Source organism: Streptomyces sp. NPDC052236 (genome assembly GCF_044548015.1).
GTDB lineage: Bacteria > Actinomycetota > Actinomycetes > Streptomycetales > Streptomycetaceae > Streptomyces.
Window position 1 is genome coordinate 258774 of the sequence record NZ_JBIUBL010000004.1, and the last position, 12777, is coordinate 271550.

At 69.0% G+C, this 12777-nt stretch carries 13 protein-coding genes; 10 read left to right on the forward strand and 3 right to left on the reverse strand.

Annotation, left to right across the window (positions count from 1 at the left end):
- Window positions 1–179: 179 nt before the first annotated feature.
- Window positions 180–635 (reverse strand): pyridoxamine 5'-phosphate oxidase family protein, encoded by a 456-nt coding sequence (locus ACIHCQ_RS09900; protein WP_399660037.1) that lies wholly within the window; start codon window positions 633–635, stop codon window positions 180–182.
- A gap of 136 nt (window positions 636–771) precedes the next feature.
- Here ACIHCQ_RS09900 and ACIHCQ_RS09905 point away from each other — a divergent pair, with 136 nt between their 5' ends.
- The 8 genes from ACIHCQ_RS09905 (at window position 772) to holA (ending at window position 7316) form a co-directional block, all read left to right on the forward strand.
- Window positions 772–960, forward strand: coding sequence for a hypothetical protein (locus tag ACIHCQ_RS09905; RefSeq protein WP_399659697.1), 189 nt, complete (start codon window positions 772–774; stop codon window positions 958–960).
- Between the two features lie 41 nt (window positions 961–1001).
- The gene (locus tag ACIHCQ_RS09910; RefSeq protein WP_399659699.1) at window positions 1002–1757 is read left to right on the forward strand and encodes a hypothetical protein; all 756 of its coding nucleotides are present in this window, start codon (window positions 1002–1004) and stop codon (window positions 1755–1757) included.
- Window positions 1754–2761: a DUF6895 family protein gene (locus ACIHCQ_RS09915; protein ID WP_399659702.1), complete on the forward strand. Its 1008-nt coding sequence runs from the start codon at window positions 1754–1756 to the stop codon at window positions 2759–2761. Before ACIHCQ_RS09910 ends, ACIHCQ_RS09915 begins: the two co-directional genes overlap by 4 nt.
- Entirely contained in the window at window positions 2758–3684 is a 927-nt protein-coding gene (locus ACIHCQ_RS09920; protein ID WP_399659705.1) for a DUF6895 family protein, read from the forward strand. Before ACIHCQ_RS09915 ends, ACIHCQ_RS09920 begins: the two co-directional genes overlap by 4 nt.
- A 35-nt stretch (window positions 3685–3719) precedes the next feature.
- On the forward strand, window positions 3720–4823 hold the full coding sequence (locus ACIHCQ_RS09925) for a serine hydrolase domain-containing protein (protein WP_399659708.1): 1104 nt from the start codon (window positions 3720–3722) through the stop codon (window positions 4821–4823).
- Window positions 4824–5089: 266 nt separating this feature from the next.
- A complete protein-coding gene (locus ACIHCQ_RS09930; protein WP_399659710.1) occupies window positions 5090–5977 on the forward strand; it encodes a YceI family protein in 888 nt (295 codons plus the stop codon).
- 25 nt (window positions 5978–6002) lie between these two features.
- Window positions 6003–6248 (forward strand): hypothetical protein, encoded by a 246-nt coding sequence (locus tag ACIHCQ_RS09935; RefSeq protein WP_399659712.1) that lies wholly within the window; start codon window positions 6003–6005, stop codon window positions 6246–6248.
- Window positions 6249–6320: 72 nt separating this feature from the next.
- Complete coding sequence (gene holA, locus ACIHCQ_RS09940) at window positions 6321–7316, forward strand: DNA polymerase III subunit delta (RefSeq protein WP_399659715.1); 996 nt, start codon at window positions 6321–6323, stop codon at window positions 7314–7316.
- A 280-nt stretch (window positions 7317–7596) separates the two neighbouring features.
- Here the strand turns inward: holA and rpsT are convergent, their stop codons facing one another.
- Window positions 7597–7863, reverse strand: a complete 267-nt coding sequence (gene rpsT, locus ACIHCQ_RS09945) for a 30S ribosomal protein S20 (RefSeq protein ID WP_399659718.1) — start codon at window positions 7861–7863, stop codon at window positions 7597–7599.
- A 214-nt stretch (window positions 7864–8077) separates the two neighbouring features.
- Here rpsT and lepA point away from each other — a divergent pair, with 214 nt between their 5' ends.
- Entirely contained in the window at window positions 8078–9943 is a 1866-nt protein-coding gene (gene lepA, locus ACIHCQ_RS09950) for a translation elongation factor 4 (protein ID WP_399659721.1), read from the forward strand.
- Between the two features lie 306 nt (window positions 9944–10249).
- Window positions 10250–12136 (forward strand): AMP-dependent synthetase/ligase, encoded by a 1887-nt coding sequence (locus ACIHCQ_RS09955; protein ID WP_399659724.1) that lies wholly within the window; start codon window positions 10250–10252, stop codon window positions 12134–12136.
- 41 nt (window positions 12137–12177) lie between these two features.
- Here the strand turns inward: ACIHCQ_RS09955 and ACIHCQ_RS09960 are convergent, their stop codons facing one another.
- Window positions 12178–12768: a two-component system response regulator gene (locus ACIHCQ_RS09960; RefSeq protein WP_399659727.1), complete on the reverse strand. Its 591-nt coding sequence runs from the start codon at window positions 12766–12768 to the stop codon at window positions 12178–12180.
- Window positions 12769–12777: the final 9 nt, after the last annotated feature.

Here is a 12777-nt window from a genome sequence, read left to right on the forward strand (position 1 = left end):
CGTTCTCCGGAGAGGGCCGTCACGCGGAGGCGGGGTCAGGTAGGGCGGGCTTGTGGCGGGTGTTCCGCAACCAGGCAATGCGGGCGGTGCTGTTCGCGCCTTCGGCACTGTTGAGCTGGTTCAGCTTCCTCTTCCGCATGCGCCTTGTGCTCTATGGCGTCGGGGAGTTCGGTCTGAGGTCAGACGAGCCACTCGCCGTGCCGCATCAACTCCCGCTCGGCCAGCTCGTTCTGCTCGCGCCACGCCTTCACCACCTGCGGGGTGACCCGGAGATAGACCCAAGCTCCCCGGTCCCGTGGATCCCAGCCCAGTTTCGCCGAGAAGGCGTCGGCCGACTCCGTTGCCAGCTCGGCCCCCTCCACCACCTCGCCGGTTCCCTCGATGAGGACCACGTCCCTGGTGTGTCCCACGGTAACGACGGCCTGCCCGCGCCTCGTCAGGTTCCGCGCGGTCGGGTTCGTACGCCGCGTGCACATCAGGACCGTGTCCCGGTCCCATACGAACGACAGTGGTACGAGGCAGGGTTCACCGTCCGCCGAAGCGGTGGCAATCCAGGCGTCGGTGTCCTGCTTCAGCCGCGTCAGTACGTCCTGCCTGCGCTGTTCCCGGCCTCGCGCCGGCTCCGAATCCGTCATGGCAGGCACGTTAGCGGCGCACCAGTCCCTGTCGCCTCGGCCTGTAGACCTAGGACCAGGAGTCCCTTTGCGACGCACGCCGATCTGCGTTCAACTGGAAGTGGAACTGCACATTTCTCCCATAAGGGGATGCGATATGGCTACCACCGAACCGGAGGTCCGGGACTTCGCGGAAGTGCTGGGCACCGACATTGAGGCTGCTCTCAATCCAGTTGAAGCCGAAGGTTTCTACCGCGACACGCGTGAGTGCGCAGCGCTGGCGCTGGAGGGCGGCAAGATCGGCCTCCTGCTGTCGCCGCCGACGCCTCGGCCCAAGAAGGGCTGACCGAGCCGACAGAGCAGCGACGCAGAACGATGGAGAGTTGAATGGAGCAATCAAGCACTTCCACCCGCTTGACGGGTGCGGTGCAGGATCTCGCTTCGGAGGTGGTCTCCGCTCTGCGGAGCGGAGACCACCCCGGAGCGGTCCGGGGCGTCGGAACCACGGGAGCCGACGAGCTCGCTCTCGCCGCCGTGCGAGTACTGGGAGCCGACGCCCTGCTGCCAAGTATTCTGTTCCGTCGGCCTCCTGACCCTGCGGATCTGGCCCTGTTCCAGCGGGCGGTCCTGGTTTTCCCGCCTGGAGCCGGAGGGTCGCCCGCGTCCATGGCGTCGGCCTGGAGTCATTGGGCGATGCGCCGGACGCTCCTGCGGCTGGGCGCGTCGGGTGCGCCGCTGGACGGCGCGCCCGCAGGCGGCACTGAACCGGACGCCCGAGGGCTGGAAGGCGCTACCTGGCAGTCCTTCACACACCAGCTCGCCCTCCTGGCCGCGCTCGCCGTGCCCGGCACGGACTGCGCGGTGGCCCGGCTGGCGAAGCAGCGCCCGGTCGACGTCGCCCGGGGGTTCGTACGGGCGGTGCGTCGCCGTGACTGGCTTCAGGCGGCCGGGGCGGGCCGCTGGCTCATGGTGCTCGACGGGGTGCCGGAGACGCTCGGCCTGGACACGGGCCTGGAGTTCGTGGCCCAGATGGGCGGCGACGACCCCCGCGTGGCGCTGCAACTGCACGCCGCCCAGACACTGCGGTTCATGACGGATACCGCGGGTACCGCGGGTACCGCAGGCGCCGGAGCGCTGGCATGAGCGCCGGTACGGGCGGCTCAACCAGCGCTTCGGGTACCGCTGCCGCGGTCCGCGCCCATACGACAGAACTCTCCATTCGGCGAGTCGGTGGGGCGGCGCTGCGCTGGCTGTCCGACAACCGGGACGGTTTCCGGCTCGGTGATGACGCGCTCGAAGCCGAGGGGGACGTGAACCGTTCGTGGAAGCCGCTCGGTGAGCTGGCCCAACTCTGCGTAGCGGTCCGCCGTCACACCAACCCCGGTGACCCGCTCCACCGGATCGCCTCCGACCTGCTGACATTCGCATGGCGGCAGACCGGGCAAGGCTCGCTCTTCCTCGAACTGCACAGGCTCGAACCGTTCGCGACGTACCCGCTGGAGGTATACGCGGCCTTCGCCTCGGCCGGTCTGCGGCACACCGGGTACGAGAAGGCCGCCGCACCGGTGGTACGTACGCGCGGCTGGCAGATGACGGAGCAGGAACCCAACCGCCGTCTCAGCGTGCTCAACTCCGAACGGCGCAGTGGTTTTCCGCTCCACGGTGAGTGTGGCGCGGCGCTGCGGCGCACATGGCTCGGGGCTCTTCCCGAGCCATGGATGTTCGAGGGGCCCGCCGGTTACGCGCTCACGCACGTCATTTTCCATGTCACCGACTGGGGCCACACCGTACGACACGTACCGCCCCCAGTCGCGGCCTACCTGGCGGCCTGGCTGCCGCCCTGGCTCGACACCTGCCTGGAGGACGAGCAGTGGGACTTGAGCTGTGAACTGCTGGCGGTCGCGGCGAGTCTGCCGCGACCACCGTCCCGCTCGCTCGTCGAGGAGGCGTGGGGCGCGCTGGCAGGGGCGCAGGACGCGTCCGGCGCCCTGGTCGAGGTGGGCCCGGGACGGCGGGGAAAGACGTACCCCCATACCTTCCTCACCTGCTATCACTCCACGCTGGTGGCCGTCTTCGCCGCCGTGCTGACTCTTTCTCGCCTTGGCGAGACCATGAGCCGAAAAGGGCGAGGAGCGCAGGAACCATGACCAGCACTCACCTCATCCACACCGTCGGCGTGCGTGCCGTCGAGTGGCTGCACGCGCACCGCGACGGATTCCGGCTGGAGCCGGACGTCGACCCGGAGGTGGGTTTCCTGGACCGCTTCAAGCCGATCGGGGAACTGGCTCTGATCTGCAAGGTGTTGTTCCGCGAAGGCGTGGCGGGCTCCCGCCAGGCCGAACTGGCCCGCCAGTTGCTCGACCACATCTGGCGCGGGACGCTCGACGGCGGCCGGATGCTGGTGCGCGGCCAGCGGATCGAGCCCATCTCCCCGATCCCCTTCGAGGTTTATGTACCGTTCAAGGAACTCGGATACAGCCAGCCCGAAATCGAGCGGGCGGCCCGGCTCAACCACCGGCTGCACAGCTGGGCGGCGCTGGAGGTGGTGCCCGCCCGCCGTCTGGGCCTCGCCACGTTCGAACGCCGTTTCGGGCTGCCGCCCACCATCCCGGTCGAAGACGCCCTCAGCCGGACCTGGCTGGCGCGTACACCGGAGCCGTGGACGGCCGACGGGCACATCAGCTACGCCGTCACCCACGCCGTCTTCTACCTCACCGACTGGGGTGAGAAGCCCGAGGGCCTGCCGCCCCGTATCGCCGACTATCTCGCCACGTGGCTGCCGGTCTGGCTGGACGACTGGCTGGACCTGCGGCGCTGGGACCTGATCGGGGAACTCCTCGCCGTCGACGCGTGCCTGCCCCGCCCGACCCTGGACGAGGAGGTCTGGGAAGGCTTCGCCGCCGCGCAGCAGCCCGACGGTGCGATGCCCTTCCGGGAGACGATGGAGACGGGCTCGCCGGACGAGGTGTTCGACGCCGTGTACCACCCCACTCTGGTGGCCGCGTTCGCCTCCGTACTGGCGACTTCTCGTGCCATGACGCAGCTGGCGCACGCGCCGTCGCGAGGGTGAGTGAGGTGAGTGAGGGTGAGTGAGGTGACGCCGCGATGACCGTGGCCGACGACGATGAGGGAGAGGAGCTGCGGGAGCGCCTCGACGCCGCCGTACGCGCGGTGGACGCGCCCGATGTCGTCTTCGCGCTGTCCCGGCACGGCCGGCGCTTTGTCCACTGCGGCGGCACGGCACCGCCCCCGCCGGTCCCGCGAGACCGATTGCGTTACGAGATCGGGTCGGCCTCCAAGCCCTTCGCCGGGCTGCTGCTGGCCCACCTGACGCACCTCGGCCGGGTGAACGGCGACGACCCGGCCGTCGCGCACTTGTCCCCGAACTGGTCACACGGGCCACACCGACGACACCGGCTGTACCGGCCCGCAGCCACCCTCACGCACCTGATCACGCACACCTCAGGACTGCCCCGGGTGCCCGCCGACTTCTACCCGCAAGCGCTGCACCGCTGGTCCACCAACCCCTACGTCGGGTACCCGGCCCACCGGGTCGTTCGCGCGTTCCTGCGGGCCAGGGCGGGGCCCGCTCCCGGGAACCGCTGGTGCTACTCCAGCTTCGGCGTCGCCGTTCTCGGACACGCCCTCGCGGCGGCCACCCAGACGCCCTGGGAGGACCTGCTCACCAGCCAGGTGCTGCGGCCCCTCGGGCTCACCGACACCACCCCGCGCTCGGACGGCTCGGACGGCCTCTACGGCTCGTACTCCGCCGGATGCGGCGCCGATGCCACCGGACACCGCGCGGACGGCACCACCCCCACACCACCCCTGCGTATCGGCGGTTTCCAGGCGGCCGGAGGCCTCCGGGCCACCCCGCACGACCTGCTCACCTTTCTGGAAGCCCACGTGGACCCCGAGGGCTCCGCGGCCCCGGCCGGCTCCGCGCTGGTGGACGCGCTGCGGGCGGTACGCCGTCCCGTCCTGCGACGCGGCCTCGGCCACCGGCACGTACACACGCTGACGTGGTTTCAGCATCCGTCCGCGGACGGCGGCACGTTCTGTTTCCACTGTGGGGCGACCATGGGCCAGCAAGCCCTTCTGGGGTTCCGTCGCGAGACCGGTACGGCGCTCGCAGCGGTCGCCACGCGCCGCATCTGCCGCCGGGACAGGTTCCTGCCGACGGCGTACGCGCTGCTCAGCGAGGTGTGAATCGAGGCGCGAATCGAGGTGTGAATCGAGGTGTGAACGGTGGCGCGAGCCCGTCTCGGGACGAGCGAGAGGGCGACAGGGACAACAAGGGTCCGCGAGGCGTGCACCAGGCTACGTAACAGCTGAGTTTGCTACCTGGCGGTACGTTTGCCTCCAGCCGCGCAAGGGTGATCGAATACCTTTTCACACGGGCCGCCGCACCGCCAGTTGACCGGGTTCTGTTGCGCGCGGTTCACGAGCACCTATCGCACGGGGGTGCGTGCACCATGCTCAAAAATCTGCTCGGCCGACGGCTGACGACAGATACCCCACAAGCCGGCAACGCGCTCGCCGGCCTTCCCGTACCGCCCGGTGCAGGGGTGCTGACCTGCCGCGTGCTCGACCCGGTCAGCGAGCCCATCCGGCGGGCCGAGTTCACGCTGAGCGACCTCGCCGACCGGAAGGTCCTCAGTGGCGAGACCGATCCCTTCGGGACGATTGTGGCGATCGTCCCGGTCGGTGAGTACCGGCTTGCCGTCTCCGCCGAAAGCTTTATGCCGTTCCGGGGGAACGTGACGGTCACCGACAGCGGTTACTCCGGCATCGGCGACATCGCGCTCCAGATAGCCCGGCCGTTTCCGCTGCCCGAGGCGGGTGAGTGGGAGATCGAAACGGCGCACAGCCGGATCGGATTCGTCGCCCGCCACATCGGCCTCGCCCGTGTACACGGCCGTTTCAACAACTTCGCGGGCGCCGTCCGTATCGCGGAGTCGGTGGAGCGCTCGGCTATGCATGTCGTCATCGAAGCCGCGTCGATCGACACGAGCGTGCAGCTGCGCGACGACCATCTGCGGTCGGCGGACTTCCTCGATGTCGAGCGCTACCCGACGCTGGAGTTCTACAGCGACCGTTTTGTGCACCGGGGCGGCAACAACTGGGCGGTGACGGGGGCGCTCAGCCTGCACGGCGTCACCCGCACGGTCACTCTCGACGCCCAGTACCTCGGCCTGGGCAGCGGCATGGAGGGCGAGATCCGCGCGGCGGTCCGCGCGTCCGCCGAGCTGCACCGCGAGGACTTCACGGTCAACTGGCAGTCGATGCTGGCACGGGGCATCGCGGTCGTCGGCTCCAACATCACGATCGACCTCGACATTCAGATCATCCCCAAGAGCTGACAAGAGCTGACAAGAGCTGAGCCATATGACGTACGAACGGCACGTGCTGGTGCTGCCCGACCGCGACGCGGCGCAGGAGGTGGCCGAGACGCTCGGCGAGCGGTTCGGCGTCGCCGAGGAGCCTCGGCTCGTACGGGACGCGCTGGCCGGCGAGGACGACGCCGAGGACGCACAGTGGCTGGTCGTGGTGGAGGACCCGGACGGACGCCTGGACGCGGGCGCGCTGGACGCGTACGCGGCGGAGTGGGACGGCTGGCGGGAAGCGCCGTAGGACGGACGTCCGGGACGTCCCGGACGTCCGAGGGAGCCCGGCTGTCAGTGGCCCATGGGATGCTGGACAGCAATGACCCGCTCAAGAAATCAGCAGAATTCGACCGACGACCTCCTCGCCCCGCTCACCCTTGCCGTGGGCCAGGAGGACCTGCTCCTCGACCGCGCCGTGCAGCAGGTGGTGGCGGCTGCCCGCGCCGCCGACGCCGACACGGACGTACGCGACCTGGCCGCCGACCAGCTCCAGCCGGGCACCCTCGCCGAGCTGACCAGCCCCTCGCTCTTCGCCGAGCGCAAGGTCGTCGTCGTGCGGAACGCGCAGGACCTGTCCGCCGACACGATCAAGGACGTCAAGGCGTATCTCGACGCCCCCGCCGAGGAGATCACCCTCGTCCTGCTGCACGCGGGCGGCGCGAAGGGCAAGGGCCTGCTGGACGCCGCCCGCAAGGCCGGTGCGCGTGAGGTCGCCTGCCCCAAGACGACCAAGCCCGCGGAGCGGCTCACCTTCGTACGATCGGAGTTCCGCGCGCTGGGCAGGTCCGCGACACCCGAGGCGTGCCAGGCGCTGGTCGACTCCATAGGCAGCGACCTGCGGGAGCTTGCGAGCGCGGTCTCTCAACTCACGTCGGACGTCGAGGGCACGATCGACGAGGCGGTCGTCGGGCAGTACTACACGGGCCGGGCCGAGGCCTCCAGCTTCACGGTCGCCGACCGTGCGGTGGAGGGGCGGGCGGCCGAGGCCCTGGAGGCCCTGCGCTGGTCGTTGTCGACGGGTGTCGCGCCCGTCCTGATCACCAGCGCGCTGGCGCAGGGCGTCCGGGCGATCGGCAAACTCTCCTCGGCCCGCGGCGGCCGGCCCGCGGACCTCGCCCGCGAGCTCGGCATGCCGCCGTGGAAGATCGACCGGGTCAGGCAACAGATGCGCGGCTGGACCCCGGACGGCGTGGCGCTGGCGCTACGAGCGGTGGCGGAGGCGGACGCGGGCGTCAAGGGCGGCGGCGACGACCCGGAGTACGCGCTGGAAAAGGCGGTAGTGGCAATCGCCCGCGCGGCCCGCACGCGGAGCTAGCCCCGCCCTCATAAAGGCCTCCCCGCACCTCATAAAGGCCTCCCCGCACATGACGAAGGCCCCGCCCCGGTCCTGGGGAAGGACCGGGCGAGGCCTCGTCGTACAGCATGTGCGTCAGGTGCGCCGCACCCGCGTGGCGAACGCGTTCGGTTGCGGCGCGGGGTGCCGGTCGGGAGCGGGAGAGAGGGCCCGCTGTGTCCCTGCCGACGGCAATACAAAACTTCAGAAGCCAGTCAGCCGATCAACCGGTCGGCTGCTGGCCAACCAGCCAGAGCTGACTTCAGGCCTTGAGCGCGCCGACCTTGGTCGCCAGCGCCGACTTCTTGTTGGCCGCGGCGTTCTTGTGAATGACGCCCTTCGAGACCGCCTTGTCGAGCGCCTTCGACGCGTCACGCACGGCCACAGTGGCCTTCTCGACGTCGCCGGCAGCGACAGCCTCACGGGCCTTGCGGACCGAGGTCTTGAGCGAGGACTTGACGGCCTTGTTGCGCAGGCGCGCCTTCTCGTTCGTCTTGTTCCGCTTGATCTGGGACTTGATGTTCGCCACGAAAGAGCCTCTGCAGGTTCGATGATCTTCGATGATCTCTTAACTTGCGTCCCACAACCTGACACGGCAGGAGACACAGCTGCTCAGACTACCAGTCGCCCCACTACCGGCCCAAACCGAGCGCAGTGCTCCAACCATGGGACCATGGAGCCTACGTATCGATCCGACATCGCCCGAGACGAGACGCCCGGCGTCTCAAGAATCAGGACCCTGCGTGCCCGCGACTCCTACCAACGTCCCCGAGCCGAGCCGTACCGACCCGGCGCTGATCCGCAATTTCTGCATCATCGCGCACATCGACCACGGCAAGTCCACGCTGGCCGACCGGATGCTCCAGCTGACCGGGGTGGTCGATGTGCGGCAGATGCGCGCGCAGTACCTCGACCGTATGGACATCGAGCGCGAGCGCGGCATCACGATCAAGTCCCAGGCCGTCCGGCTGCCCTGGGCGCCCACGGAGGGTGGGGATCACAACAAGACCCACATCCTCAACATGATCGACACTCCGGGGCACGTCGACTTCACCTATGAGGTGTCGCGGTCGCTCGCCGCCTGCGAGGGCACCGTCCTCCTGGTCGACGCCGCGCAGGGCATCGAGGCGCAGACCCTGGCCAACCTCTACCTGGCGATGGAGAACGACCTCACCATCGTCCCGGTCCTCAACAAGATCGACCTGCCCGCCGCCCAGCCCGAGAAGTTCGCCGAGGAACTCGCCAACCTCATCGGTTGCCAGCCGGAGGACGTCCTGAGGGTCTCCGCCAAGACCGGCGTCGGCGTCGAGGCCCTGCTGGACCGCGTGGTCCGGGACGTCCCGGCCCCGGTTGGCGACGCCGACGCGCCCGCCCGCGCGATGATCTTCGACTCGGTGTACGACTCGTACCGCGGTGTCGTCACCTACGTACGAGTCATCGACGGCCAGCTCAACCGGCGCGAACGCATCCGGATGATGTCCACCAACGCCACCCACGAGCTCCTGGAGATCGGGGTCTCCTCCCCGGAGATGACCTCGGCCGACGGCATCGGCGTCGGCGAGGTGGGCTACATCATCACGGGCGTGAAGGACGTACGTCAGTCCAAGGTCGGTGACACGATCACCTCCCTCCACAAGGGCGCGACCCAGGCGCTGGGCGGTTACAAAGAACCCAAGCCGATGGTGTTCTCCGGCCTCTATCCGCTGGACGGCTCGGACTACCCGGATCTGCGCGAGGCCCTCGACAAGCTCCAGCTCAACGACGCCGCGCTGGTGTACGAGCCGGAGACCTCCGCGGCCCTCGGCTTCGGCTTCCGCGTGGGCTTCCTGGGGCTGCTGCACCTCGACGTCGTCCGCGAGCGCCTGGAGCGCGAGTTCGGTCTCGAACTGATCGCCACCGCCCCCAACGTGGTCTACCGCGTGGTCATGGAGGACGGCGCCGAGCACACGGTCACCAACCCGAGCGAGTTCCCCGAGGGCAAGATCGACGAGGTCCACGAGCCGGTGGTGAAGGCGACCATACTCGCCCCCTCCGAGTTCATCGGATCGATCATGGAGCTCTGCCAGACCCGCCGCGGCACCCTTCTCGGCATGGACTACCTCTCCGCCGACCGCGTGGAGATCCGCTACACCCTCCCGCTCGCCGAGATCGTCTTCGACTTCTTCGACCAGCTGAAGTCCAAGACGCGCGGTTACGCGTCCCTCGACTACGAGCCCACCGGCGAACAGGCCTCGTCCCTCGTCAAGGTCGACATCCTGCTGCACGGTGACAAGGTCGACGCCTTCTCCGCCGTCACCCACAAGGACGCGGCGTACGCGTACGGCGTACGGCTCGTCGCCAAGCTGCGCGAGCTCATCCCGCGGCAGGCCTTCGAGGTGCCCATCCAGGCAGCCGTCGGCTCGCGGGTCATCGCCCGCGAGACCATCCGCGCCATCCGCAAGGACGTCCTCGCCAAGTGCTACGGCGGTGACATCTCCCGTAAGCGGAAGCTGCTGGAGAAGCAGAAGGAAGGCAAGAAGCGGATGAAGATGGTCGGCAGCGTGGAGGTCCCGCAGGACGCCTTCATCGCGGTCCTGTCCAGCGACGACAGCGGCAAGGCCAAGAAGTAGCCGGCCACAAGCAGTACAAGCAGTAAGCGACACGCGAAGAGCGCCCGCCGGGGGTCCGGACGGGCGCTTTTCGCGTGTCGGCGCACGCCTCACCCGGTACGCCGCCGGTACATCGCCCCTATAGGTGACGGATACACCCACCCGCTGTACCAGCCAATCGGGACGGGACGCGTTCGTTATCAAGCGGCAGCCCGTAGCCCCTTACGCCCAGGTCCCGTCAGCTCTACCCTGATCACGGCTCGATGGTTACTCGCCAGTTAAACAACCAGCCAGTCGTGCAGTGCTGCCGCAGGCCCGGAGGATGTCGTGAGCGACACAAATGCCCTGATCGAGAACCGACCGCCCTCCGTGGCGACGCTCTTCGCCGAGCGCGTGGCAGCCACACCGGACGCCGAGGCCTACCGCTATCCGGTGCCCGCCGCCGGCGAAGGTCCCGACGACTGGGAGTCGCTGAGCTGGGGGCAGGCCGCCGAGCGGGTCTACGCCATCGCCGCCGGCCTGATCGACCTCGGGGTACGCCCCGAGGAGCGGGTCGCGCTCGCCTCCGCCACCCGGGTCGAGTGGATCCTCGCCGACCTCGGCGTGATGTGCGCGGGCGGTGCGACCACCACGGTCTACCCGTCCACCAACGCCGAGGAATCGGCGTACATCCTCTCCGACTCCGAGAGCCGGGTGCTGATCGCCGAGAACGCCGCCCAGCTCGCCAAGGCGCGCGAGCGCCGCGCCGAGCTGCCCGAGCTGAGCCATGTGGTCGTGTTCGACATGGCGGACGTCGAGCCCGACGCCGGCGACCCCGAGGGCTGGGTCGTCTCGCTCGCCGATCTGGAGGCTCGCGGCACCGCGTACCTCGACAAGCACCCCGACGCGGTCAAGGAGCGGATCGAGTCGATCACCGCCGATCAGCTGGCGACCCTGATCTACACCTCGGGCACCACCGGCCGGCCCAAGGGCGTACGGCTGCCGCACGACAACTGGTCGTACATGGCCAAGGCCATCGCCGCGACCGGCCTGATCACCCAGGACGACGTGCAGTACCTCTGGCTGCCCCTCGCGCATGTCTTCGGCAAGGTGCTGACCTCCGGGCAGATCGAGGTCGGGCACGTCACCGCCGTGGACGGCCGCATCGACAAGATCATCGTGAATCTGCCGGTCGTGCGGCCGACCTACATGGCCGCCGTGCCGCGCATCTTCGAGAAGGTCTACAACGGAGTCGCGGCCAAGGCGCGGGCCGGCGGCGGCGCCAAGTACAAGATCTTCCAGTGGGCGGCGGCGCTCTCCCGCGAGTACGCCAAGGCCGCGCAGGACAACTTCCGCCGTACGGGCTCGGCCACGGTGCCCTTCGGCCTGGCGGCCAAGCACAAGATCGCCGACGCGCTCGTCTACTCCAAGCTGCGCGAGGCCTTCGGCGGGCAACTGCGCGCCGCGGTCTCCGGATCCGCCGCGCTCGCCCCCGACATCGGCTACTTCTTCGCCGGCGCCGGGATCCACATCCTGGAGGGCTACGGTCTTACGGAGACCAGCGCGGCGTCCTTCGTGAACCCGGGCGAGGCCTACCGCACGGGCACGGTCGGCAAGCCGCTGCCCGGTACCGAGGTGCGCATCGCGGACGACGGCGAGATCATGCTGCGCGGGCCCGGGGTCATGGAGGGCTACCACAACCTGCCCGAGCAGACCGCGGAAGTCCTCGAATCCGACGGCTGGCTGCACACCGGGGACATCGGCGAGCTGTCCGCCGACGGCTATCTGCGGATCACCGACCGCAAGAAGGACCTGATCAAGACCTCCAGCGGCAAGTACATCGCGCCGGCCGAGGTGGAGGGTCAGTTCAAGGCGGTTTGTCCGTTCGTCTCCAACATCCTGGTGTTCGGCGCGGACCGTAACTTCTGCACCGCGCTGATCGCGCTGGACGAGCCGACCATCCTGGGCTGGGCCAAGGAGAACGGCCTGGACTCCTCCTCGTACGCCGACGTGGTCGCCTCCCAGCCGGTCGAGCAGCTCATCGAGGGCTATGTGAAGCGGCTCAACGAGGGGCTGCAGCGCTGGCAGACGATCAAGAAGTTCCGGCTGCTGCCGCGCGACCTGGACGTCGAGCACGGCGAACTGACGCCGAGCCTCAAGCTGAAGCGGCCCGTCGTCGAGCGTGAGTACAAGGACCTGATCGACGAGATGTACGCGGGCTCCCGCGAGGCCTAGCACGCAGTACAGAGGCACGGGCGCGGGCGGGAGCGAGGGTGCTAGTCGCTCCGTCCGCGCCGCAGTTCCCCGAGGACGGCCTCTATCCGGGTCAGCTGCGCCCGCACCTCCGTGGGCGCGCCCGGACCGCCGCCCTGGCCCAGCTCCTTCTCGATCAGGCTCAGCCGCTCCGTGATCTGGCCCAGCTGCTCCTGCTCCCGCGCCAGCATCCGCTCCAGCTGGCGGTTCTTGCGGTGCAGATCGAGGAACACATTCACCTTGGCGCGCAACACCCACGGGTCGTAGGGCTTGGTCAGGAAGTCCGCCGCGCCCGTGGCGTATCCCCGGAAGGCATAGCCGCTGTCGGCCTCCGTCCCGGTCAGGAAGATGATCGGGACGTCCTTCGTCTGGTCGAGGCGTTTGATGTTCGAGGCCGTCTCGAAGCCGTCCATGCCGGGCATCCGCACATCGAGCAGGACCACCGCGAACTTCTGCCGGAGCAGGGCCTTCATCGCCTCCTCCCCGGAACGTGCCCGTACCAGTGGTTCGTTGAGGGATCCCAGGACTGCTTCCAGGGCCACCAGGTTGTCCTCCATGTCGTCCACCAGGAGGATGCTCGCGCGGTCGCCGGCGGCGGGTGCCTCTGTGCTCATCGTCGTCTC

Coding starts and splice junctions, on each gene's coding strand:
- ACIHCQ_RS09905 (WP_399659697.1), top strand. CDS start 772: ATGGCTACCACCGAACCGGAGGTCCGGGACTTCGCGGAAGTGCTGGGC.
- holA (WP_399659715.1), top strand. CDS start 6,321: ATGACCCGCTCAAGAAATCAGCAGAATTCGACCGACGACCTCCTCGCC.
- ACIHCQ_RS09930 (WP_399659710.1), top strand. CDS start 5,090: ATGCTCAAAAATCTGCTCGGCCGACGGCTGACGACAGATACCCCACAA.
- ACIHCQ_RS09925 (WP_399659708.1), top strand. CDS start 3,720: ATGACCGTGGCCGACGACGATGAGGGAGAGGAGCTGCGGGAGCGCCTC.
- ACIHCQ_RS09915 (WP_399659702.1), top strand. CDS start 1,754: ATGAGCGCCGGTACGGGCGGCTCAACCAGCGCTTCGGGTACCGCTGCC.
- ACIHCQ_RS09935 (WP_399659712.1), top strand. CDS start 6,003: ATGACGTACGAACGGCACGTGCTGGTGCTGCCCGACCGCGACGCGGCG.
- ACIHCQ_RS09960 (WP_399659727.1), bottom strand. CDS start 12,768: ATGAGCACAGAGGCACCCGCCGCCGGCGACCGCGCGAGCATCCTCCTG.
- ACIHCQ_RS09900 (WP_399660037.1), bottom strand. CDS start 635: ATGACGGATTCGGAGCCGGCGCGAGGCCGGGAACAGCGCAGGCAGGAC.
- ACIHCQ_RS09910 (WP_399659699.1), top strand. CDS start 1,002: ATGGAGCAATCAAGCACTTCCACCCGCTTGACGGGTGCGGTGCAGGAT.
- ACIHCQ_RS09920 (WP_399659705.1), top strand. CDS start 2,758: ATGACCAGCACTCACCTCATCCACACCGTCGGCGTGCGTGCCGTCGAG.